Source organism: Timonella sp. A28 (genome assembly GCF_051200815.1).
GTDB lineage: Bacteria > Actinomycetota > Actinomycetes > Actinomycetales > Cellulomonadaceae > Timonella.
In genome coordinates this window covers 745,735-768,946 of sequence record NZ_CP195159.1, presented here as the reverse complement: position 1 = coordinate 768,946, position 23,212 = coordinate 745,735, and the positions used below count along the sequence as shown (strand labels likewise).

General features: G+C 51.5%; 25 protein-coding genes, 2 tRNA genes and 1 riboswitch. Of the genes, 19 read left to right on the top strand and 8 right to left on the bottom strand.

Going from position 1 to position 23,212, the window contains the following annotated elements; translation table 11 throughout:
* Positions 1–91 precede the first annotated feature (91 nt).
* Positions 92–1,690 carry an ABC-F family ATP-binding cassette domain-containing protein gene (locus ACR9EC_RS03650; RefSeq protein WP_435300161.1) on the top strand — a complete coding sequence of 533 codons (1,599 nt, stop codon included), beginning with the start codon at positions 92–94 and terminating at the stop codon, positions 1,688–1,690.
* Positions 1,691–1,746: 56 nt separating this feature from the next.
* Here the strand turns inward: ACR9EC_RS03650 and ACR9EC_RS03645 are convergent, their stop codons facing one another.
* Genes ACR9EC_RS03645 through ACR9EC_RS03635 form a run of 3 tightly spaced genes read right to left on the bottom strand, consistent with a single transcriptional unit; the run spans position 1,747 to position 3,273 of the window.
* A complete protein-coding gene (locus ACR9EC_RS03645; RefSeq protein WP_435300160.1) occupies positions 1,747–2,691 on the bottom strand; it encodes an SURF1 family cytochrome oxidase biogenesis protein in 945 nt (314 codons plus the stop codon).
* The gene (locus ACR9EC_RS03640) at positions 2,691–2,936 is read right to left on the bottom strand and encodes a hypothetical protein (protein ID WP_435300159.1); all 246 of its coding nucleotides are present in this window, start codon (positions 2,934–2,936) and stop codon (positions 2,691–2,693) included. The genes ACR9EC_RS03645 and ACR9EC_RS03640 overlap by 1 nt, the downstream gene beginning before the upstream one ends.
* A gap of 13 nt (positions 2,937–2,949) precedes the next feature.
* Positions 2,950–3,273: a DUF3099 domain-containing protein gene (locus ACR9EC_RS03635; protein ID WP_435300158.1), complete on the bottom strand. Its 324-nt coding sequence runs from the start codon at positions 3,271–3,273 to the stop codon at positions 2,950–2,952.
* A 293-nt stretch (positions 3,274–3,566) separates the two neighbouring features.
* Between ACR9EC_RS03635 and ACR9EC_RS03630 the strand changes: the two genes are divergently transcribed.
* The 8 genes from ACR9EC_RS03630 to ACR9EC_RS03595 all read left to right on the top strand — a co-directional run bounded on the left by ACR9EC_RS03630 (position 3,567) and on the right by ACR9EC_RS03595 (position 9,510).
* On the top strand, positions 3,567–4,313 hold the full coding sequence (locus ACR9EC_RS03630; RefSeq protein ID WP_435300157.1) for a beta-ketoacyl-ACP reductase: 747 nt from the start codon (positions 3,567–3,569) through the stop codon (positions 4,311–4,313).
* A 64-nt stretch (positions 4,314–4,377) separates the two neighbouring features.
* The gene (gene fabI, locus ACR9EC_RS03625; protein WP_435300156.1) at positions 4,378–5,145 is read left to right on the top strand and encodes an enoyl-ACP reductase FabI; all 768 of its coding nucleotides are present in this window, start codon (positions 4,378–4,380) and stop codon (positions 5,143–5,145) included.
* Positions 5,146–5,147: 2 nt separating this feature from the next.
* Positions 5,148–5,678: a SixA phosphatase family protein gene (locus ACR9EC_RS03620; RefSeq protein ID WP_435300155.1), complete on the top strand. Its 531-nt coding sequence runs from the start codon at positions 5,148–5,150 to the stop codon at positions 5,676–5,678.
* A 106-nt stretch (positions 5,679–5,784) separates the two neighbouring features.
* Positions 5,785–6,153: a hypothetical protein gene (locus ACR9EC_RS03615; protein ID WP_435300154.1), complete on the top strand. Its 369-nt coding sequence runs from the start codon at positions 5,785–5,787 to the stop codon at positions 6,151–6,153.
* Positions 6,154–6,217: 64 nt separating this feature from the next.
* The gene (gene serB / locus ACR9EC_RS03610; RefSeq protein ID WP_435300153.1) at positions 6,218–6,886 is read left to right on the top strand and encodes a phosphoserine phosphatase SerB; all 669 of its coding nucleotides are present in this window, start codon (positions 6,218–6,220) and stop codon (positions 6,884–6,886) included.
* A 10-nt stretch (positions 6,887–6,896) separates the two neighbouring features.
* Entirely contained in the window at positions 6,897–7,475 is a 579-nt protein-coding gene (locus ACR9EC_RS03605; protein ID WP_435300152.1) for a hypothetical protein, read from the top strand.
* 75 nt (positions 7,476–7,550) lie between these two features.
* Entirely contained in the window at positions 7,551–8,204 is a 654-nt protein-coding gene (locus ACR9EC_RS03600) for a copper chaperone PCu(A)C (protein ID WP_435300151.1), read from the top strand.
* Positions 8,194–9,510 carry a Dyp-type peroxidase gene (locus tag ACR9EC_RS03595; protein ID WP_435300150.1) on the top strand — a complete coding sequence of 439 codons (1,317 nt, stop codon included), beginning with the start codon at positions 8,194–8,196 and terminating at the stop codon, positions 9,508–9,510. The genes ACR9EC_RS03600 and ACR9EC_RS03595 overlap by 11 nt, the downstream gene beginning before the upstream one ends.
* Before the next feature lie 71 nt (positions 9,511–9,581).
* Here ACR9EC_RS03595 and glgC read toward each other — a convergent pair whose 3' ends face one another.
* Positions 9,582–10,820: a glucose-1-phosphate adenylyltransferase gene (gene glgC, locus ACR9EC_RS03590; RefSeq protein WP_435300149.1), complete on the bottom strand. Its 1,239-nt coding sequence runs from the start codon at positions 10,818–10,820 to the stop codon at positions 9,582–9,584.
* 56 nt (positions 10,821–10,876) lie between these two features.
* Here glgC and glgA point away from each other — a divergent pair, with 56 nt between their 5' ends.
* A complete protein-coding gene (glgA, locus tag ACR9EC_RS03585) occupies positions 10,877–12,097 on the top strand; it encodes a glycogen synthase (RefSeq protein ID WP_435300148.1) in 1,221 nt (406 codons plus the stop codon).
* A 27-nt stretch (positions 12,098–12,124) separates the two neighbouring features.
* Here the strand turns inward: glgA and ACR9EC_RS03580 are convergent, their stop codons facing one another.
* Positions 12,125–12,964, bottom strand: a complete 840-nt coding sequence (locus tag ACR9EC_RS03580; RefSeq protein WP_435300147.1) for a hypothetical protein — start codon at positions 12,962–12,964, stop codon at positions 12,125–12,127.
* Positions 12,965–13,032: 68 nt separating this feature from the next.
* Between ACR9EC_RS03580 and ACR9EC_RS03575 the strand changes: the two genes are divergently transcribed.
* From ACR9EC_RS03575 to ACR9EC_RS03545, 7 genes are all read left to right on the top strand, one after another.
* Positions 13,033–13,839 (top strand): ABC transporter ATP-binding protein, encoded by an 807-nt coding sequence (locus ACR9EC_RS03575; RefSeq protein WP_435300146.1) that lies wholly within the window; start codon positions 13,033–13,035, stop codon positions 13,837–13,839.
* Positions 13,840–13,967: 128 nt separating this feature from the next.
* Positions 13,968–14,417 (top strand): NfeD family protein, encoded by a 450-nt coding sequence (locus tag ACR9EC_RS03570; RefSeq protein ID WP_435300145.1) that lies wholly within the window; start codon positions 13,968–13,970, stop codon positions 14,415–14,417.
* 61 nt (positions 14,418–14,478) lie between these two features.
* On the top strand, positions 14,479–15,717 hold the full coding sequence (locus tag ACR9EC_RS03565; RefSeq protein ID WP_435300144.1) for an SPFH domain-containing protein: 1,239 nt from the start codon (positions 14,479–14,481) through the stop codon (positions 15,715–15,717).
* A 140-nt stretch (positions 15,718–15,857) separates the two neighbouring features.
* A riboswitch (TPP riboswitch) is annotated at positions 15,858–15,948 on the top strand.
* The gene (gene thiM / locus ACR9EC_RS03560; protein WP_435300143.1) at positions 15,942–16,766 is read left to right on the top strand and encodes a hydroxyethylthiazole kinase; all 825 of its coding nucleotides are present in this window, start codon (positions 15,942–15,944) and stop codon (positions 16,764–16,766) included. Its footprint overlaps the riboswitch before it by 7 nt.
* Entirely contained in the window at positions 16,763–17,467 is a 705-nt protein-coding gene (thiE, locus tag ACR9EC_RS03555) for a thiamine phosphate synthase (RefSeq protein WP_435300142.1), read from the top strand. The genes thiM and thiE overlap by 4 nt, the downstream gene beginning before the upstream one ends.
* Positions 17,464–19,002 carry a bifunctional hydroxymethylpyrimidine kinase/phosphomethylpyrimidine kinase gene (locus ACR9EC_RS03550; RefSeq protein ID WP_435300141.1) on the top strand — a complete coding sequence of 513 codons (1,539 nt, stop codon included), beginning with the start codon at positions 17,464–17,466 and terminating at the stop codon, positions 19,000–19,002. The genes thiE and ACR9EC_RS03550 overlap by 4 nt, the downstream gene beginning before the upstream one ends.
* Before the next feature lie 138 nt (positions 19,003–19,140).
* Positions 19,141–19,959, top strand: a complete 819-nt coding sequence (locus ACR9EC_RS03545; RefSeq protein ID WP_435300599.1) for a TrmH family RNA methyltransferase — start codon at positions 19,141–19,143, stop codon at positions 19,957–19,959.
* A gap of 18 nt (positions 19,960–19,977) precedes the next feature.
* Here the strand turns inward: ACR9EC_RS03545 and ACR9EC_RS03540 are convergent, their stop codons facing one another.
* Positions 19,978–20,568, bottom strand: a complete 591-nt coding sequence (locus ACR9EC_RS03540; protein WP_435300140.1) for a GNAT family N-acetyltransferase — start codon at positions 20,566–20,568, stop codon at positions 19,978–19,980.
* 153 nt (positions 20,569–20,721) lie between these two features.
* Between ACR9EC_RS03540 and ACR9EC_RS03535 the strand changes: the two genes are divergently transcribed.
* The gene (locus ACR9EC_RS03535; RefSeq protein ID WP_435300139.1) at positions 20,722–21,888 is read left to right on the top strand and encodes a dihydrodipicolinate synthase family protein; all 1,167 of its coding nucleotides are present in this window, start codon (positions 20,722–20,724) and stop codon (positions 21,886–21,888) included.
* Positions 21,889–21,916: 28 nt separating this feature from the next.
* Positions 21,917–22,729, top strand: a complete 813-nt coding sequence (locus ACR9EC_RS03530) for a serine hydrolase domain-containing protein (RefSeq protein WP_435300138.1) — start codon at positions 21,917–21,919, stop codon at positions 22,727–22,729.
* An 88-nt stretch (positions 22,730–22,817) separates the two neighbouring features.
* Here ACR9EC_RS03530 and ACR9EC_RS03525 read toward each other — a convergent pair.
* A tRNA-Leu gene (locus ACR9EC_RS03525) sits at positions 22,818–22,905 on the bottom strand.
* A 100-nt stretch (positions 22,906–23,005) separates the two neighbouring features.
* Positions 23,006–23,093: transfer RNA gene (locus ACR9EC_RS03520), tRNA-Leu, on the bottom strand.
* Positions 23,094–23,212 lie beyond the last annotated feature (119 nt).

Below are 23,212 nucleotides of genomic sequence, written 5' to 3'. Positions count from 1 at the left end.
TGACGGTAGTCCACCTATAGAATTGACCTCGTTTGTGTCTGCGATGAACATTTGCTGACATTTTTAGAGACTTCGTACTAAGGACATTGTTGTGATTAGCGCTCAGGGCATCGAAATTCGAATTGGTGCGCGAACACTGTTGCACTCGGCAACCTTTAAAGTAGGCAAAGGCGACCGGGTTGGGTTAGTGGGGCGCAACGGTGCCGGAAAAACAACACTAACCAAAGTTTTAGCAGGAGAAACCCTACCAACAGCAGGTATGGCTTCCCGCAGCGGTGTTCTGGGATACTTGCCCCAAGACACACACCCTGCAGATCCCACACAAAGCGCAAAAGACCACATTTTGTCGATTCGTGAGCTAGATAAACTCGTGAAACTCATGGCAAAAACAGAAGCAGACATGGCTTCAAGCGACTTAAAAATCATGGAAAAAGCTCTCGACCGTTACCCCAAAGTCGAAGCACGATTCCTCGCCGCAGGAGGATATGCGGCAGAAGCAGAAGCCATGCGTATCTCCGCTAACCTCGGGTTAGATAAGGAAGTTCTCGAACACAAACTCGGTGAACTCTCCGGTGGGCAACGACGCCGCGTAGAACTCGCACGAATTCTTTTCTCAGGCGGAGAAACGCTCATGCTCGACGAACCAACAAACCACTTGGACGTGGACTCAATCATTTGGTTACGCGACTATCTGAAAAGCTACGAAGGCGGCCTCATCGTCATCTCGCACGACAACGATTTCATGCGGGCGATCGTCAATAAAGTATTCTTCCTCGACGCAACACGTGGCGAACTCGACCAATACAACCTTGGCTGGGACGACTACCTACTACAACGAGAAACAGACGAAAAACGTCGCAGAAAAGAACGAGCCAACGCAGAGAAAAAAGCAGGTGTTCTTTTAGCGCAAGCCAACAAAATGCGGGCAAAAGCAAGTAAAGCTGTCGCCGCACAAAACATGATAAAACGCGCCGAAAAAATGCTTGACGGGCTTGAAGGCCCACGCGTTGCAGAAAAAGTCGCAAAACTTCGCTTCCCAACGCCTGCACCCTGCGGACGAGTACCCTTAACCGCAGAAGGACTATCAAAATCGTATGGCTCACAAGAAGTCTTCATCGGAGTTGACCTTGCGATTGACCGCGGCGCTCGCGTCGTCATCCTCGGATTTAACGGTGCCGGAAAAACGACTCTATTACGGCTACTCGCAGGCGTTGAAGAAGCCGATTCTGGTCAAGTAGTGCCAGGCCACGGACTCAAATTAGGATATTACGCGCAAGAACACGACACACTTGACCTCAGCGTCACAGTCGTTGAAAACTTGCGCCATGCAGCACCCGACCTAACAGACACAGAAGTACGCTCCGTGCTTGGTTCCTTCCTGTTCTCAGGGGAAGACGCAGACAAACCAACTCGCGTCCTATCTGGTGGAGAAAAGACCCGTCTAGCGCTTGCCACCCTCGTTGTGTCATCCGCTAACGTTCTGCTTCTCGACGAGCCAACAAACAACCTTGACCCCGCATCACGCGCCGAAATACTGGGAGCACTATCCACGTATGAGGGCGCCGTCATTATGGTGACGCACGACGAAGGCGCCGTTGAAGCGTTGAACCCAGACCGCGTACTCCTTTTGCCAGACGGCGATGAAGACCTATGGAACGACTCCTATAAAGAACTCGTCTCGATGGCTTAACCCATACGTGTGCAGGCTACAAAACAGCCACGCTATGCACGCCTGCACACGTGTGACTACTCATCGAAGAGCGCATCTTCATAATCTTCTTCGGTGGTGCGCTGGGCACGCCGCTTACTCGTCTTCGAATCAGAAGAAACCGCTTCTTCAGCCTCATTAAGAGCTGCAAAAGGATTCCCTGAAGATTTCTTCTGTGAGAAGCGAGTGCGATCTTTGACGAATAACACCAAAAAAGTAGCCGCTCCACCAATAGCAAACACCCACCATTGGAAGGCATAACTCAGGTGCGAGCGCGGATCAGTATCTGGTTTTGGTAGCGCTCGCAGACTTTGTTGTGCGCTCGGTTTCTCGTCGCTTAATGCCCCATACGCATATTGGTAGTAGTCCCGTTGTAGGAGCGATTCGGCGCTTTCGGCGGCATTCGAACCGGCTTGAAGCACTTGCTTAATGTTTATGGCTTGTACCTGACCAATAGGAGCCGACCTATCAGTTGCGGGTTCATCGGCACGAAGATGCACAACAACGTCAACGAGCCCTGCAGGCGGAGCCGGAATTGATTCTGGACCTGCCGCGTTACGTGCGTTCGAGATCCATCCACGATTGATAAGAAAAATATTCCCGCTTTGTGTTTCAAAGGGAACAAGCACATGGAGCGCTGGCGAAGAATTCACTGGTCTATTACGAAGCAGTACCGTGTATTCCGGTAGGTATGTGCCGCGCAACTGGGCTTGAGACCAGACGCGAGAGGGTGCCAGTTGGGTATGCGTGTTCGGCAAAATCTCAGCAATATCGACAGGGATGGATTCATAGTTGGCATCCACCGTCGAAATAAAATCTGCGCGATCAACATGACGATGCCACTGCCAACGCCCAGCAGCAATACATAAAGCTACAAGAACGCCCACCGCCACAGCAATGCCAATCCATTGCACTAATGAAAACTGGTGTGCGGATTCTTCGCGTTCCTGTGAGGAGTTACTTGTGTGTGAATGTTGAGGCATTACTCTTCGGCAGCCTCATGCTCAAGGGTTTCCACTGGAACAACATCTTTGAGGAAACCGCGTAAAGAGAGGAACTCGTTTAAGTGAGACAGGTGGTCATCGCAGGCGAGCCACACCTTACGGCGCTCTGGCGTGTGGATTTTCGGGTTATTCCATAAAAGACCCCAGCGTGCATCGGCGCGACAGCCTTTCCCAGAACAAATAAGCGAGTTGATGGGGTCTGCAGTGGCAAAAAGATCTACCAAGCTAACTGCTCCTCTACGTGCGTGGATCCGATGGGGTATCGGATGGCGGTGGGGTGGTTGGCGTGTGTGTGCCTTCAAGTTGCAGATACTCAAATGGATTGCCTGAATCTTGAGAATTTCTTCTGCTGGCGTTTACAGAAACCACAGCGATATAAGGAAGAAAGACCGCAGCCCCAATAAGGATCCACCGTAAAGTACCTGATGCGAAATAAGCGCCAATGAAACACGCTACGCGTATTCCCATCTCGATGAGATACACGCGAGTGCGACGGCTTTGATCGTCTGCAAGCGATTGCGGAGCCGTAGTAATGGAAGGCACTTCACTCTTTCGTGGCACTCTTCCATTCTACGGTGGTGGGAGCAAAGTGAGGCGGCTGCCTTTTGAAGAAAAGGTTTCTCACATCTATCCAACGCGATTTGTAGGAAACATACTAAGATTTAGGGGTATGCGAGGGTGATTCGTGTGATGTGTTAGTGCATATCGTCAGATACTCTCGAAATTGGGTATGCGTGCGCGGACGACGTTGCCAGAGGAACTGGAAACGCAAGCCGTATGCATCTAAGCGCGTGGATGAATACGGGTACCAGCGCGCGCATACTCCACACGACGTACAACAACACGGAGGAAACATGACGCCCACACCGGCACAACACGAACTAGCGGAGCAGCACACTGGACGTGTAGTGCTCGTGACTGGAGCGAACCGAGGTATTGGTCGTGCAATTGCAGAGAAATTTGTTGCACAGGGAGATAAAGTCGCAACAATTTATCGCAGCGGTGACCTGCCAGAAGGTGTGTACGGTGTTATCGGAGACATGACCTCCACAGAGCAAGTGAATCAAGCCTTTAGCGACATAGAAGAAAATCTTGGCCCAGTCGAGATCCTTGTTGCTAATGCAGGAATCACTAAAGACCAGCTACTCATGCGTATGAGCGACGACGAATTCCAAGACGTTTTGGACGTGAACCTCACCGGAACATTCCGTTGTGTTCGCCGCGCTACAAAGCCCATGATTCGTGCTCGTAAAGGCCGCATTATCATGATCTCCTCTGTTATTGGGCTTTACGGTGGACCAGGCCAAGTGAACTATGCTGCATCCAAAGCAGGCCTTGTCGGTATGGCACGCTCCATCACCCGCGAACTTGGCTCGCGCGGAATCACAGCCAACGTGGTTGCACCTGGATTCATTGAGACTGCAATGACCGCTCAACTTCCACAAGACACTCAAACAAAATACAAGGCCTCTATTCCAGCTGGACGTTTTGCACAGCCTGATGAAGTTGCAGCGGCAGTGACCTTCTTGGCGTCACCGCTTGCAGGCTACATCAGCGGTGCTGTTATTCCAGTAGACGGTGGACTCGGCATGGGGCACTAAGCTTTACCGCATTATCGCCGCACTTAACACTTCACACGATAGTTCTCTCAACAAAGGATGAAACATGGGTTTGCTCGAAGGAAAAAAGATTCTTGTTACTGGAGTCTTGACCGATCACTCCATCGCCTTCCACGTCGCACGACTCGCACAGCTTGAAGGTGCAGAAGTTCTACTCACCTCGTTCGGACGTCAGTTCCGTCTCACTCAAGCGATCGCTAAGCGTTTACCTGCGCCAGCACCGGTTCTGGAACTTGATGTAACGAACAACGAAGATCTCGCAGCGCTAGAAGCACGTGTTTTAGAACATGTTGACTCTCTAGATGGGGTAGTTCACTCCATCGGATTTGCCCCACAAAGCGTCATGGGAGGCAACTTCCTCGCCGGTGAATGGCAGGACGTTGCAACCGCACTTGAAGTATCCGCATTTTCACTAAAATCGCTGGCTGTAGCCACAAAACCACTACTTAAAAACGGTGGTTCGATTGTTGGTTTGACTTTTGATGCGAAGTTCGCATGGCCGGTATACGACTGGATGGGTGTGGCGAAGGCCGCATTCGAATCTACGGCGCGCTACCTTGCCCGTGATCTAGGTTCTGACGGAATTCGGGTTAACCTCGTATCAGCAGGTCCAATCCGAACTACTGCAGCGAAGTCCATTCCAGGCTTCGAACAGATGGAAGGTTCCTGGCCTGAGCGGGCACCGCTCGGGTGGGATCAAACTGACCCAGAGCCAACAGCACGTGCTGTTGCAGCGCTCTTGTCAGATTGGTTCCCTGCGACGACCGCTGAAATCGTCCACGTAGACGGTGGAGTTCACGCGATGGGACAGTAATTTTGAGTTTTACGAACGGCACGCGACGTCTTGTACTACTTCGACACGCAAAGGCAGAGCCGGCAGGGTCAGTTCCTGACCAGCTACGGCCCCTTGCGTTACGAGGGCGCAGACAAGCAGGACTCGTCGGGAATATGCTTGCGCAAGCAGGCATAAACCCTGATGCAGTTTTGTGCTCTTCAGCATTACGTACACGACAAACTTGGGAACTACTAAGTAACGCGTTCGATCGTGAAACAACCTTCGCATCCATCATGGATGCGCTGTACACAGCAACACCGCAAGATGTGCTGGACATTATCGTCGCGGAACACCCGCAAGCGTCGACTGTGCTTGTCGTCGGACACGAACCCGTCATGTCAGCACTAGCAGCACATCTTGCACACCCAGAATCGGACTCTGGCCTTGTGAGCAGAGTCCGATTTGGGCTGCCAACATCCGGATTTGCAGTGTTGGAACATGAAGATACGTGGGCTCAGTGGGGACAATCCACTGCCCATCTACGGGCAACTGATCGCGCCGACGTCCAATAAAATGAGCCGTATAACACCTGTGCTGGTCATGTTGGGCGGCACACTATGTGCTGTGTGGGTAGTCGCTGGGAGGGCTCTATGGGACCTACTAGGTTCGCTGACTCTCATGTATGCACTTCTTATTGGACTGCCAATTTTTGTGCTTCACATTGTGCTGACGCGTGCATTCGCCAAAATGTCTGCGCGTAATCTTCAACCGCGACGATTCACCTACATCGTGCTGTGGTGTTCGTGGGCTTGTCTAGCAGTGTTAGGTCTAACAATCCCAGATCGCGTTAATGGGGAACTACACACGGTCCTTACTGGCGCGCAAGAGCCAGCCCTTGGGCTTGCTATAGGCATATCTAACCCACTGGCAATAATCGGTGTTGGGTTAAGCGTTGCCGCTGTTATTTCCATTCTTGCGGAGCTACGAGGCCCTCGCGTCCACGAAGACGAAATCCTTGACGCATATGAAAACCGCAGCACGCAGTAAAGTGTGATCCACCTCCATACTGTGCCCATGGATATCAAGACTTTAGTCCCGCTAGGCTAGATGCGTGACTGCACCGAATCTACCTGCACCTTCTGCGCCGCGACTCGTCGTCATGGACGTTGATTCCACACTCATCAAGCAAGAAGTTATTGAACTTATTGCACAACACGCTGGAACAGCGCAGCAGGTTGCTGAGATAACAGAACGAGCAATGCGTGGAGAACTCGATTTTTCTGCATCACTTGGTGAACGCGTAGCAACACTAAAGGGCGTCACTACACAACAGCTTGACACTGTGCGTTCGGATATTGAGTTCTCTGATGGTGCAGTCGAATTCATAACTGCGTGCCACGCTCGAGGCTGGGAAGTTGCTTTAGTCTCAGGTGGTTTTGTCGAAATCGTGTCCGAGTTAGCGCGCGAGGTAGGAATCACACGCTTCCAAGCAAACGAACTCGAAATTGATAATGGAACGCTCACCGGAAGAACGACGGGTCGCATCGTAGACCGCGCCTATAAGGCAGAAGTTCTTCGAAAATATGCCCAAGAACTCAACATTCCGTTAGCGCACACCATTGCTTTAGGTGATGGCGCAAATGACTTAGAGATGATTGCTGCAGCAGGGATTGGTATCGCTTTTAACGCAAAACCAATCGTTGTTGAGCAAGCGCCATATGCTATTACAGGTTCAATGATGCATGCCTTCGACATCATTGACTCTGCGTCTGTGAAGTAAATACATTCTCATGCTTCGTAGATTTGTGCTCATCTATCCAGCCCTTCTGGCGCTGGCTATGGGTGCGCACCAACTGGCGGCAACAACGTTGCCGACAGTGACTGCGATGCTGCTAACAAGTGGTTTTATAGCGCCGATTGCTGCCCTTTCAGCACGATTCGATAACTCGCGCTTTCAAGTTTTTAATGCTGTTGGCGCACAATTTATCGCCCACTTTTCTTTAGAGCTCCTAGGCGGCATGACCGCACTTGACCGTGCGGCAGGGCCGGGCGCACATCATAGCGGCACGCATATGCATGCTGAATCTTTAACGCATACTGTTGACAGTGCTCACCTGCATACTGACTGGCGCATGACACTCATGCACGTATGCAGTGCAGTTGTGTTAACCATGGTTTTGCGGCGCATAGACCGTTTCCTTGATTACATTCAGCAACGAGTGCATCTTCTTGTACACGTGTTGACGATTGTCTTACACGTTTTACCGTCTGCTCAGCGACGCCCTGCACATATCCCGCATGTGCATCGTTTGCTGGTTTTTCTGCAGTCTGTTTCCCGACGCGGTCCGCCGTTTCCTGTATGTTTTTAAGTTTTCATCTCACGCACACAGCGTGAGTGCGCGGGGATGCCCCGCGCGTTTTAACGAACATACAGAGGAAAAACAATGTCTAACAAAATAAACTTTGGCGTACCCAAAAACGCTGCGAAACGATCCCGCGTTCGCTTCGGGGTGCTGGCCGTTGCAACTGTTGTGGCTGCAAGCACAGCTTTAACCGCATGTGGTACTTCCGCTCAGCACACAGAGAAAGTAACGCCTACACAGGCCACAGACCAGGCTGCTGCGTCTGTAACTGTCACAGACGCATGGGCAAAAGCTGCAACAATGACAGCAGAGCACCCTATGACAGGCGTGTTCATGATCGTTGAAAACGCCACAGACCACGATGTCACTGTAATGCGCGCAGAAAGCGATGCGGCAAAGATGGTGCAACTTCACGAAACTGTGGCAGATGAATCTGGTGCAACCACAATGCAAGAGGTTAAAGACGGTTTTGTGGTGCCGGCAGGTAGTAAGCGCGTTCTTGAGCCTGGTGGCGATCACGTCATGTTGATGGGGCTTAACCAAGATTTGATCGCGGGGGATACCACTCACGTGACACTCGTACTGTCTGATGGAACGTCAATAAAAGTTGACCCAACCATTCGTGACTACTCTGGCGCAAAAGAAGAGTACTCACACGAAGAAACAACAGAATCATCCGAGCATGAGATGTCAGAGATGACGCACTCAGATGAAGCGGAAAGTCATGACCACTGAACCTCACAACACACACAGTGAGGTGGAACAAAGCCCTGCCGACGACACTAGCCTCGGCAGGGCTTTGCCCCCACAGCCATCTCGCTTTGATCGACGTGACATTTTGCGAGCGGGTGGAGTAGTTGGAGCCACCACTTTAGCTGGCGCATTAGTGGGAGGACTGACAAAGTATCTCCCCGATACACGCTCACCAGAGCCGCCTGCGCAGGAAACTGCACGAGGAAACGAACTATTTGGTCAAGAAACAACTCCGTTTTTTGGTGTTCGTCAAGCGGGCATAACAACACCAGCACAAACCCTTGTAGCTCTCATTGCCTTTGATGTAGTTCCGGATTTAGGTAAAGAAGGCGCTCGACGAATGCTCAGCATCTTGACTGCAGATGCGGCGCGCCTTACCCAAGGAGCGCCGCCCTTGGCTGACACGGAACCTGAGCTTGCATATGCGCCCGCAAAGTTGACGGTAACGGTGGGGGTAGGACCACGTTTTTTCGATCGCGCACATATTGCACATCAACGGCCGTCTTGGTTACAAGACCTTCCTTCGTATCGTATTGATCGTCTTGAGGACCGTTGGAATGGGGGAGACCTCATTGTCCAAATTTGTGGTGATGATGAAATGTCTGTAGCGCATACTCGTCGAGTAGTTACTAGGCAGATACGACGGTGGGCTACACCACGTTGGGTTCAGCGCGGGTTTAAAAGTGCGAGGGGCTCCACCCCAGAAAATCAAACGATGCGTAACTTGATGGGACAAGTCGATGGGACCGCAAACCCGCAGGAAGCCCACCACAACGATTTTGTGTGGTGCAATGCAGAATCGGGTGTGTGGGAACACGGCACGTCTATGGTTGTGCGCAGAATCGCGATGAATTTAGATACGTGGGATGAAGTCGATCGGGTTGGGCGCGAAGATGTTATGGGGCGCCGGTTAGATACGGGGGCGCCGTTAACGGGCACACACGAATTCGATGAACCCGACTTTGACGCTAAAACCCCGTTGGGGTTTCCTGTTATCTCGTCGTACTCGCATGTGCGCCGTGCACGTTCTGAAAATACTCAAGAACAGATTTTTAGGCGCGCATACAACTACGATGACGAACCCACAGACACACAGCTTTCGAACAGTGGACTTGTGTTCGTGTCTTTTCAGGCAGATATTGTTCGACAGTACATGCCGTTGCAGCAGCGGCTTGCTGACCTTGATGCGCTCAATGAGTGGACGACGCCTATCGGCTCTGCCGTGTTCGCTATTTTCCCTGGTGCGGGCGAGGGCGAATATTTAGGTCAACGCATTATTGAAAGCTAGGTAATGACATCAATCGGTATGCATGTAGTGGGGCAACGCAGCATCTGTGTTGCCCCACTACACGTATGAGATCAGTCCACTATCGTTCCTTTAGGCACAACGGTGATTCCCTCGTCGGTGAGTGTAAAACCACGGCGTTGGTCTTCTTCTGGGTCGATGCCGATGCGGGCACGTTCATTGACTACAACATTCTTGTCAAGAATTGCACGGTGAACTTGTGCGTGACGATGCACCACAACATCATCCATTAATACGGAGTCAGAAACAGAAGACCACGAATGTAAGCGCACACCCGGCGAGAGCACAGACCCAACAACAGTGGCCCCAGAAATCACCACGCCAGGGGACACAATCGAATCTGCTGCGTGCCCCAACCTGCCTGGCCCAGCATGGACGAACTTGGCCGGAGGCAGCCCCGTATAACCGGTGTACAGCGGCCATTCATCGTTGTACAAGTTAAAAACAGGGTTGACGGAGATCAGGTCCTTATTGGCTTCATAGAATGATTCAATTGTTCCAACATCGCGCCAATAATCGCGGTCGCGATCCGTAGAACCTGGAATGACGTTGTCTTTGAAGTCGTAAAACCCAGCTGTTCCACGCGCCACAAAATAAGGGACGATGTCGCCACCCATGTCATGTTTTGAATGCTCGTTGTCGGCATCTTGAGATACTGCTTCGATGAGCGCATCAGTGTTGATGACATAGTTGCCCATAGACGCAAGAACCTCATGCGGAGCATCTGGAAGCCCAACCGGGTCTTGCGGTTTTTCAAGGAACGCTCGAATGCGGCTGGGGTTATCAGGATCAATGTCGATAACACCAAATTCTGGTGCCAAACTAATGGGCTGACGGATACCAGCAACGGTCATTTCAGCCCCAGAAGCGATATGGTCATCCACCATCTGCGAGAAGTCCATGCGGTAAACGTGATCTGCACCAACGACAACTACGATATCGGGGCGTTCATCTTCAATGATGTTCAAACATTGATAAATGGCGTCTGCCGAGCCAAGATACCAACGTTTCCCTACACGCTGTTGAGCTGGAACAGGTGCAACAAAGTTGCCTAAAAGTGGGGACATTCTCCACGTTTTTGAAATGTGGCGGTCGAGAGAATGCGATTTGTATTGCGTAAGCACGACGATGTGCAAATAGTTGGAGTTGACGAGGTTAGATAAGGCGAAGTCAACGAGGCGATAGATACCACCGAAGGGTACTGCCGGCTTTGCTCGATGCTTAGTCAACGGCATGAGTCGTTTGCCTTCGCCACCGGCTAGGACAATCGCTAAAACTTTTGGATGTGCCATGACATGACTCTATGTTGTTGTGATGCATTTCGCATAAAAACAGGTACCGTGTCTGTGTGCGTATTGATCTTTTAACTCGTGAGTACCCTCCGTACATTTACGGTGGGGCTGGTGTTCATGTTGCTGAACTTTCTGCTGTGTTGCGTAACCACGCAGATGTGCGGGTCCATTGTTTTGATGGTCCACGCGACGATTTAGGGATACCGGGAGTAACCGGTTATTCCGTGAGTGAGGAACTGAAAGCAGCTAACCCTGCTTTAGCGACGATGGGAGTTGACCTGCAAATCGCCAATAATGTTGCAGGCGCCGATCTTGTGCATTCACATACCTGGTATGCAAACTTTGCTGGACACACTGCTTCGCTTGTGCATGGTATCCCTCACGTGATCTCTGCCCATTCATTGGAACCGTTGCGTCCTTGGAAAGCCGAACAACTTGGCGGTGGTTACGCGCTATCAAGCTGGATTGAAAAAACGGCTTATGAGGCTGCTGCAGGGGTTATCGCGGTGTCTGGTGGGATGAGAAATGACATCCTGCGCTCATACCCACACGTCGACCCAGATAAAGTCCATGTTGTTCATAACGGAATTGATTTAGCAGGCTGGCAGCGACCACAAGGCGAATGGTTAGACGACGCTGATCGGATTGTGCGAGAGCTCGGCATAGATCCGGAACGTCCAGCTGTGGTGTTCGTCGGCCGCATAACTCGTCAAAAAGGCTTGCCGTATCTTTTGCGTGCTGCAGAACACCTACCAGCAGAAGTGCAACTTATTATGTGCGCGGGAGCACCTGACACTCCTGAAATCGCACAGGAAGTCTCGCACGCCTTTGCTGAGCTGGCGCAACGTCGTTCAGGTGTTATCTGGATAGAACAGATGCTCCCACGCAACGAACTCGTTGCAGTGTTAGCTGCCTCAACAGTATTTGTGTGCCCATCAATTTATGAGCCGTTGGGCATCGTTAACCTCGAAGCAATGGCGGTTGGATTACCTGTGGTAGGGAGCGCTACAGGAGGCATCCCCGAGGTTATAGACGACGGAGTGACCGGCTATCTTGTGCCTCTGGAACAAGAACAAGACGGAACCGGCACGCCACTTGACCCGGACGCTTTTGTTGCTGATCTCGCGGAAACTCTTATCCGAGTGTTAAACGACCCTAAACGTGCACAAGAAATGGGTATGGCTGCGCGCCGCCGCGTAGAAGATCACTTCTCGTGGGACGCAATCGGTGAACGTACTATGGGCCTTTATCAAACGATCCTTTCCCGCACTAGTTAAGGAACAGCAGCGCAGTCTCATGAGCCGTTACAAGGACATATCAAGTAACGGAGAGACCAATGTTGCGGCTTCCATTGCACGACGCGAATTGGCATCAATGCTGTGCAAAATACGTTGACGTTCAAGGCGCTGATCGTTGGTATGTGTGTTGTCCAGCGACGTGTGTGCGATATCCACAATCGCACGTAATCGTGACGCCAACTCCAACACTTGATATGCACGCGGAGAAAGAGACGGCGGGAGGAAACCCGACACATCTACCGGATCGCGCAGCAAATCAATGAAATCAGGGTAGTCACGCACCCACGAAGCAACATCAAGTCGCAGTAAAGATTCCGTTGCCTCGATGAGTGTGCTGCGCAGGTTCTTATGCGCGTCAGCGAGCGACCCGGCGCTTGCTAGAACCTGATACTCCCACGGGGTGGTCTCGTAGCAGCGCCACTGGACGAGGTAGCCGCGATCGTTGTGAGAACCAAATTCTGTAATCGTCGGGACAAGCGCGTAGGAGTTGTGGGCGCCTTGTTTGTTGCGTACTCGAAGTAGCACCATTTCTTCGGCTTCAACTCCGTGACTAGCTGCAAAGAGTGGGGCTGACGAAACATCCCCAGGGATGGGGAATACTGCGCAGCATGCAAGTAGGTGTCCTATGGTGTTACGCAGATAGTGGGAAAGCGGGAGCGTGCTTTCGTCGGTGATAACGTGATGCGGTTCGTCATCGAATTGGATGGATGCTGCAGCAGTTTCTGGGTCGCTTAAACCGCTAGAAACTGCTGGAAGCCATGCTGCAAGACTTGCTGCGCGTGGAAGAATCGCTCCGTTGTGTGCGGAACGAAAGTGACGGGGTAAGGGGCCTGTGGAAGAATTCACAACCTAAACCGTAGTACTGACCGTGCGGCATGTGCCACAACAGTACAAACACCTATACAGTTGACTCCATGACTTGGGTTCTTGACCTCGAAAACGTGTACGTTCGCCGCGGAACAAACAACATCATCGACAACCTTAGTTGGCAAGTTCAAGAAGGGGAACGGTGGATTGTTCTTGGGCGTAATGGCGCAGGAAAAACCACTTTGATGCAGCTTGCCTCTACGCGTATGCATCCGACTCGTGGAAGCGTCAATATTCTTGGCGAACAAATGGGCAAGGTGGATGTCTTTGAGGTGCGACCGCGCATTGGCCTCGCAAGTGCTGCCCTCGCAGAACGCATTCCGGGTGATGAGAAAGTTTCGGATGTTGTGCTTACCGCAGCATATGGAATTACTGGACGTTGGCGTGAAGAATACGACGACTTCGATGTTGAACGTGCTCAAGACCTTATGGCTGCTTTTGGTGTGTTACCTCTTGCCGATAGGCTTTTTGGAACGTTGTCTGAAGGGGAACGCAAGCGTGTACAGATAGCGCGTTCGTTGATGACAGACCCCGAACTGTTGCTACTGGATGAGCCTGCTGCTGGTCTTGACCTTGGCGGTCGTGAAGAACTTCTAGCTGCACTGTCTGAACTTGCTCAGTATGAAGCTGCGCCAGTGCTTGTATTGGTGACGCATCACGTTGAAGAAATTCCACCAGGGTTTACCCACTTGCTGTTGCTTAAAGACGGTGATGTTTTTGCGGCAGGTCCGTTGGATGAGGTACTTACTGACGAGAATCTTTCTGGTGCTTTTGGCGTTCCACTTACAGTGTCTCGTGTGGGGGAGCGGTGGACCGCACAAGCAACGTTAAAGATGAGCGCCCGGCACGGATAAAGAATTTTTTGCTAACTATTGAAAGATAGGGAGCTTTGTCCGCTTTGTTGGCGGAAAATAAGTTCCGTGAAGCGTAAATTTCCGGTACATTTAATGTAAAGACGGTTCAAATTCTGCAGGAGGATCACATGGTTTGGTGGATTTGGGTCATTATTGCGATCGTGCTGATCGTAGCGGAAATGCTCACCCTTGATCTTGTGTTGCTGATGCTTGCAGGCGGCGCTCTTTCGGCTGCCCTTGCCAGCGAATTGGGGGTCGAGAGTTTTATCGCTCAGGCCATTATTTGGGCTGTCGTTTCACTCCTTCTTTTAGCATTTTTGCGAAGATGGATGCTCGACAAACTTAGGCTTCGCACCGATCTTCCCGAAACGAATGCGCAAGGGTACATCGGCAAAGACGGCGTCACAGTTACTGAAGTGACAGGGACAGGCGGTCGCATTAAATTCCGTGGCGAGGTGTGGACTGCACGGTCGCTCTCACACGAAGCAATATCGAACGGTACGCACGTAAAAATCGTCGAAATTGATGGTGCTACTGCTGTTGTCGAACCTGTGCTGAAACCTGTTGGTGAAGAGTAAAACCAACGCTTTATCTGAGTGCACGTGAATATCGATAGAAGTTAGGAAGGGCGTTTTTTGTATGCTTGAAGACCTGAATAGTCCAGGCTCTGTGTTTGTGCTTATCATCGTTGCAGTTCTAGCGATTCTTGTTATCACGGCCTTGTTCAAGGCTGTACGAATCGTGCCACAAACGGTTGCGTTAATTGTTGAGCGACTTGGACGTTACAACCGCACGATGGACGCAGGTATGCACTTCCTGATTCCATTCGTAGATCGCGTTCGTGCCGGAGTGGACTTGCGTGAGCAAGTCGTGTCCTTCCCGCCACAGCCGGTAATTACTTCTGACAACCTTGTCGTTTCGATTGACTCAGTTATTTACTTTCAAGTGACTGACCCTAAATCTGCTGTATATGAGATCGCGAACTACATCACAGCGATTGAACAGTTGACTGTTACGACCTTGCGTAACGTTATCGGTTCGATGGACCTTGAACAGACGTTGACTTCTCGAGACCAAATCAACGGTCAACTTCGTGGAGTGCTTGACGAGGCAACGGGCCGTTGGGGTATCCGCGTCAACCGTGTCGAACTTAAAGCAATTGACCCACCAGCTTCGGTACAAGGCTCCATGGAACAGCAGATGCGTGCTGAGCGTGACCGTCGTGCAGCGATCTTGACTGCTGAAGGTGTCAAGCAATCACAAATCTTGACTGCTGAAGGTGAAAAGCAGGCAGCGATCCTTCGTGCGGAAGGTGAAGCACAATCTGCGATCCTTCGTGCGGAAGGTGAAGCGCGAGCTATCTTGCAAGTCTTCGATGCTATTCACGAAGGTGACGCAGATCCGAAACTGCTTGCATACCAGTACTTGCAGACTCTCCCAGAGATCGCAAAGAGCGATTCATCGAAGATGTGGATTGTCCCAGCAGAGTTCACCGCAGCTTTGGGCGGAATCGCAAGTGGCTTTACCGGGGTTACTCCTCCAGCTACAGACGGCGGCACGTATGCGTCCTCGAAGGATGCTGAGGACAGTCGTCGTGAACGTCGCGAGCGCATGGAGAAGTCGTTCGGTCTTACTGATCCAAACGAAGCTTTGGCTGAAGCGCGTCGTCAGGTAGAAGCAGCAAGCGCTGATGCAACCACGGCAGGAACCCGTTCGGGTATGCCATCTGATCCGGCGCAAGTTGTTGGTCAAGCTCCTGACCGTAACACCGGTACACGCGCACAAAATGTTGCACCGCGTCCGGCTCAGCCCCTTGATGACGAGGAAACTCAGGGACGTAGGGCAGGCGGACAGAGCCCAGCTGCACCCCAAGAGTAGTAATAATACGACTCAAACGACCCCACCTAACTAGGTGGGGTCGTTTGTGTATCAGCAAGTAAAGATGTGTATACCTGTCAGGAAAACGTCTTAGTGGTTGATATGCGTTTTGTGTCATACTACGGCGAGCTGTAGCCTCAACACACGACACGGGGTGCCCGAAGGGCTGAGATTACACCCGTAGAACCTGCTCTAGTTCGAACTAGCGAAGGGATGTCACGCGTATGACGCGTACTCTTTTATCGTCATCTGTCCAGCAATCTGAACACTTGTGGTTGGCAGCCGCGCAGCGACTGCAACAAAAAAATCCATTGGTGCAATGTTTAACAAATGCTGTTGTGCAACAGTTCTCGGCGAATGTATTACTCGCTGTGGGCGGTTCTCCAGCGATGGTAGATATCTGTGAAGAAGCCGGCCAATTTGCGCGGGTAGCAGATGCCGTGTTGATCAATTTGGGAACGCCACGACGCGAACAACAAGCCGCAATCCGTGAAGCCGCTCACGTAGCGCATGAAACAAAGACTCCGTGGGTTCTCGACCCAGTAGCGGTTGGTGCTTTAACAATACGAACCTCATTAGCGCATGAATTGTTGGCCTATGAGCCGACCGCTATTCGTGGAAATGCCTCAGAAATTCGTGCATTGGCAGGACACAGCACGGGCGGTCGTGGCACAGACACAACAGACACTATTGATGATGCGGTTAAGTCTGCTCAACAGCTGTATGAACGTTCTGGCGCAGTTGTTGCGGTAAGCGGACCGGTAGATGCAATCGTGGCCGGTGATGACATTCACTACAACACATACGGGCATCCTCTTCTCACAAAAATCACTGGAGGCGGATGCGCATTAGGCGCCACCATGGCAGCTTTTTTGGGGGCAGACTCACGCAGCCCTCGTGATGCAGTGATCGCTGCCACCACAATGTATACGTTGGCTGCTCAAGAAGCGGCAGCACGAGTGCGAGGGCCAGGAACCTTTCACGCAGAATTCATTGACTCTTTAGCGCACTATGCTGAAGTAGGCCTTGCACAGGAGCGCACAGCATGAACGCAACAACTGTAGAAGCGCCGGACATCGATCATGCGCGACTCATGCAGGCTGGTAAATGGCCGCTATATCTTGTTACTGATGCGCAACAGTGTGCTCGTCAAGGGCGGTCAATTGCCCACACTGTTCGCTTAGCAGTGCGCGGGGGTGTAACTGCAGTTCAAATCCGCGCTAAAGATGTAGGTGTGCGCGATTTTTTACATCATATTGAACACGTAAGTTCAGTTATTCCAGAGCACGTTTCTTTTATCATCAATGATCGTGTTGATGTTTTCCTTGCCGCACGGGAACTGGGTTTCCCTGTTTCTGGGGTTCATTTAGGGCAATCTGATTTACCTGCGTCTGTAGTGCGAAAAATCATTGGGCCTCAAGCGTTTATTGGTTTGTCGGTGAGGGAAAAAGCGGGTATACGGGCGGCCGAGCAAGACAGTGCACGCATCGATTATTTGGGGATTGGCCCTGTTTTTACTACAACAACCAAACATGATGTGCCTTCAGGATTAGGCGTCCCGCATTTTGCTGAACTGGTGCACAACACGTCATTACCTGTTGTTGCCATCGGAGGGATTCGAGCGCGAGACGCACAGGACTTACGACGGGCTGGAGCCCAGAGCTTGGCTGTGGTGTCTGGGCTATGTGATGTGCCTGATCCCGAAAAGAGCGCACAAGAATACCTACACGAGTGGGAAAAAGCCGTATGATCCCTCAAGTATTAACAATCGCTGGAACAGACCCTGTAGGTGGTGCAGGCCTGCAAGCAGATATCAAAACGATCTCTGCGCTTGGCGGGTATGCGATATCTGTTGTTACTGCCGTGGTCGCACAAAACACGCAGGGTGTGCGCGGTATTACGCAGTTGAAACCGAACGACATTGCGAAGCAGTTAGAAGCCGTCGTTGAAGACTGCAATCTCGCTGCACTAAAAATTGGGATGTTGGGGGATGCGCCAACAATCAATACTGTGTACGACTGGGTATGTCAGATACAGGAAAAATCGTCTGTCCCTGTTGTCCTTGATCCCGTTATGGTTGCGACATCTGGAGATTTACTGCTCGAGGACAACGCTGTTGAGGCGCTACGGAAACTGTGCACCCTAGCAACAATCGTGACTCCAAACGTTCCCGAACTAGCAGTATTAAGTGAGTGCCCCCCGGCGCACAGCTTTGATGAGGCGCTCACGCAAGCGAAAAAAGTAGCTACCGTGTTCAACACGATGGTTGCGGTAAAAGGTGGGCACTTGCACGGTGAGCAGGTGTATGACGCGTTAGTTTCAGCTCAAGGAATTATTGTTGAGACGAGTCACCCACGCCTTCAAACAGCTAACACACATGGCACAGGATGCACGTTTTCGAGTGCACTTGCTACCCGATTAGCGCATGACACCACGGATGTTGTGCACGCTTTTAAGACGTCACGCGAGTGGCTCCAACACGCAATTGATGAATCAGATCAGTTGAATGTGGGGCAGGGGAATGGTCCGCTTCATCATTTTCACGATCAACGAAATAGCATCACCCGAGACGTTGACCGTGTCTGCGATATAGGTGAGCCACCGCGTGATCTATTGTCTCCGTGGTGGGATGCGATCTCGTTGATAAGACAAGATACTGATGATCTAGATTTTGTACAAAGTTTAGGTAAGGGCACTCTTCGTTCAGAAGAATTTGCGTGGTACCTTGTCCAAGATTCACTGTACTTACGTGAATATTCGCGAGCGTTAGGTGTAGCAGCATCCTTGGCACCAACAATCGAAGAGCAGTGTTTTTGGGCGCACAGTTCACACGAAGCCCTGAACGCAGAACGTGCACTTCATGATCAATGGCTACACAGCTTTGGCATCACCGCGTGTGACGAACATGTAGCTGCAAAAACAACGCTCCAATACACGCAACATCTATCTGCAACCGCACAGCGAATGAAATACAGCGAACTGGTGGCAGCTTTACTGCCCTGCTATTGGATGTATCAAGACGTGGGGACAAAACTGCACGCGCAGTATAACCACCTCGACCATCCGTACCATGCATGGCTAAAAACATATGCGGATCCTGCTTTCGCTCGCGCTACAGCATCGGCGATAGCGATAACAGGAAAAGAACTGCACACCCTCAAACAAGCCGGCGACAGTGCATCAGTGGCACGCATGTTCGCCGCTTTTGAAACCTCAGCGTTATATGAGCGCGATTTTTTTGCTGCGCCCACTATAGCGTTGCGTGATATCGCAACAGTGTCATAAATACTGCACCTTCTGTATCACGCTGCTTCGCCGACATGGGGTAGGGAGAAGCACGCAGACACGCGATGTCATACAAGTGGACTGATCTCACCGGATCAGTCCACTTTTTATTCCAGAACAACATAGACGAAGATAGATATCGTGCTTTTAGAAATAACAGATTTTACCGATGAACGTTTACTGGATTACACCAATCTCACAGACGTCAATCTACGATCCAAACATGAACCTGAAAAAGGTTTATACATTGCTGAAAGTGCAACAGTGCTCCGCCGAGCCCTCGCAGCAGGACACAAACCTCGAAGCCTGCTGATGGCCCGCAAATGGCTAGAAAGCATGTCCGATATTTTGAATGATCACCCAGACATTCCAGTTTTTATTGCGGACGAAGATCTTTTACAAGAACTCACAGGATTCAACGTCCACCGTGGTTCGCTTGCATCCATGCACAGGCCGCCACTGCTCGACCCACAAGAATTATTACGCACGGCAAAGAATGGCGAACCTGCCCAGCGTGTAGCTATTTTTGATGGAGTCATTGACCACACCAATATCGGTGCTGCTTTTAGAAGCGCAGCAGGATTAGGTGTAGATGCGGTTCTTGTCACTCCGACCTCTGCTGACCCGCTTTACCGCCGGGCAGTGCGTGTCTCTATGGGCACAGTGTTTCAAGTACCGTGGACCCGTATTGGAAACCTTCCCCAAGGGCTTAAAACATTACATGAAGCTGGTTATGTGTCAGCCGCATTAGCGCTGAGCGACGACTCAATAACCTTGAACGAATTTGTGGCAGAACACCACGAAAAAACCGCAGTCATCTTCGGCAACGAAGGACACGGCTTACCCGAACAAACTTTGCAGGCCGCCTCACGAGTAGTGCGGATACCTATGGCTGGTGGAGTTGATTCACTCAACGTTGCAGCGGCAAGCGCAGTCGTGTTCTACGCCACCGCATAAAACACGCCACAACTGCTGCTACAGAACACGCTCATACACAAAATCGTCGAAAATTTGACTGCCCACATGCATCTTTTTGACACCGACTCGAGCGAATCCCGATTTTTCATAAAACCGACCCGCGCGTGTATTAACCTGACTGACTGCTAGCCACACACTTGAAACCTGTAACTCGGTAGCCGCTACTTGGCACACCGTTTCCATGAGAGGAGCAGACACACTACCACCATGCATGTGCTGGGCCACATAAAACTTTGATAGGTACGCAGAAGGCTGAGATGTCACTCCAAACGTAGGATCAGGGGCACCATCAGGGCCACTCACGAGTAAGGCATACCCGACAAGGCCGGCCACAGTGCTCCTAGCGTCTACATCGTTAGCTGAAGCTGCCTGCGCAACCACAACCCGAACGTGGGGGTCTGCCATATGTGACAAAAAATTATCGACAGATAAATTACTGCCTATGAACTCAGCAATATCATCTATAGAAGTGCCCTGCGGAGTCGCAAGAGGGAACGTCTGCTCGGCAAGTGCTGCCAGTTCCTGAACATCTGAATCAACAGCACACCTAATAACTACATCCACATCCATACCTTGCCCTCTATTCACAGTTCCTTACAAGTATTCGCGGTAAAGTAGAACACGAACGAAACGTCTACACCCACAACACACCCGCTTTACGTGAAGACTTCGTTACGAGATTTTCAATAAACACGACCCCGCCCCACCACACTCCACACACCACACGAGTAGTCTGGACAAATGCCAGTGCTTGGACCCCTAGTCGCATACCTTCCCACCCCGCGTAACACTAGCGGACGCCTCAACGAACCTGCCCTCGCGCAACTAGCCGAAAACGCCCTCAACGCAGGCGCACACACACTGGCTATCCTCGGGTCGTCAGGCGGTGCAGCATATATGCCGCGGTCAATGCGTAAACGAGTCATCACCACTGTCAAAAACGTCACTGGGGACGATACTCAATTAGTCGCCGGAATTGGGGCGCTCACCACCGCAGAAATCCTGCTTAACCTCAACGAAGCAGCACAAGCAGGCGCAACAGGCGCGCTCTTACAGCCCATGTCCTATCAGCCTCTTTTAAATCACGAGGTCCTAGAGCTCTACACGCACGTTGCACAGCAATCACCGTTGCCGTTGATTGTCTACAACAACCCCAACACCACGCGACACCGCTTCTCCACCGAAGAACTAGCTCATATAGCGCAACTTCCCAACATCGCAGGGTTTAAAGACTATGCAGCAAACGCGGCAGAAATATCACGCCGTATAGCTACCATCACTGATCAGCTACCTGAACAACGAGCGAAACAACTCGATTGGGGATACTCGGGCGACAATAAAGGCGCACACATCCTTTTAGAAGGCGCAACAACATGGCATTCGGCGCTCGCAGGTGTGATGCCACGTTTATGCGTTGAGCTTGCTTATGCCGCAGTGGTCGGGCGTACAGACGAAGAAGCAGCAGCATATGCACATGACTTACAACGTGCCCTCACACCGCTAACAGTGATGATGGGACAGTATGGAAGCATCCGAGTGGCACACGCGGTGGCTCGAATCCACGGTTACGACATCGGTGACTTGCCGCAGCCTTTACTTGAGCTACCAGCCCCTGCACAAGCCCTCGTGCAATTAGCGCTGTCGTCTATCGAGCGCTCTACACGTCACATGCAAGACAACAAGCCTTCTGGGGCGGCACGAGGGTCGCGTGCCAGCGAGGCTGCCGCACCGTCAGAAAACAGGCGTCAAGCAACGACGACAGGGCAGCAAGCTCATGCTGGTTCGCGTCGCGCGCAGCAACCAATTACAGCTGAGACAGCATCGGTGACACCTTCGGCTGGAACTAGAGCTGCACGTCATACAGGTGAGCAACCTAACTATGCTCCACGCCGGGCACGACCTTACTAGTCAGTAAAAGATTAGATAATGTCGCATTATGTCTACCGCTTTTGATCTTGTGGCATCTTGGCCCGCACGCAATGTTGCTGTTGGAGTAACGAACGCAACGCACACACTCGACTCTATGGGAGAAGTTGAGCAGGTTTTTCCGCTGGCTTCAGTGACGAAACTGTTGACCGCATATGCCAGCCTTGTAGCGCTTGAAGAAGGCGCAGTGGAATTGGACGAACCTGCAGGGCCCGCAGGGAGCACCGTGCGCCACCTGCTAGCTCACGCGGCAAGTTATGAGTTCGACACTCGCGCAACTCGTGGGCTCCCGGGGGAGCGGCGCATGTATTCAAATGCGGGTTTTGAAGTGTTGGCAGAACACATTGAACAGGCGACAAGTATTCCTTTTGCACAGTACGCACGTGAGGCTGTTTTCCAGCCGCTCGAGATGCACGCTACGAACCTAGAGAAAAGTCCGGCGGCAGGTGGAGAGTCGTGCGTCAACGATCTTTTAAAATTCGCTCGTGAACTCTTACATCCAACGCTGTTGGACACCTCAACAGTGCAGGGAGCCACATCGGTTCACTTTCCAGGAATAGATGGGTTGCTTCCTGGGTTTGGTCGGCAAAAACCAAATGACTGGGGTCTCGGGTTTGAAATTCGTGGATTAAAGCAACCACACTGGACTGGTGCACACGCATCAACTCGTACTTTTGGGCACTTCGGTCAGTCTGGAACGTTCTTATGGGTAGACCCCGACGCACAATTAGCGTGTGTGGTCCTTACCGATAAGCCTTTTGGCCCGTGGGCTGCCGAAGTGTGGCCACCTTTTAGTGATGCAGTGTTGAAGCAGTATTCCTGAAAAATTGCAGAGGAACACTCATGTGGGTGTTCCTCTGCAATAACTCCAGAAACGTAAAAAGGCTTTGATCGTCTGATCAAAGCCTTCGTGGTGTCCGGAGGGGGACTTGAACCCCCACGCCCTAATACGGGCACTAGCACCTCAAGCTAGCGCGTCTGCCATTCCGCCACCCGGACAGGTGACTTTCAGGTTGCCCTGAAATTTTTCACAAGAGATATCAATCAAAGTTGATTGCGGTGAATGGAACTTCACAGTAAAGATGCTTGTGATCATCTTTGGTGTCCGGAGGGGGACTTGAACCCCCACGCCCTAATACGGGCACTAGCACCTCAAGCTAGCGCGTCTGCCATTCCGCCACCCGGACAGGTGGACCGTTGAACCTTGCGGTTCTCGGTGCGGTTAAAAATCTAGCATGAAAAGTTCGGTAACTGTGAATCGAACACAACGATGCGGCGGCAGTACACATGTCATTGTGGTTGAACC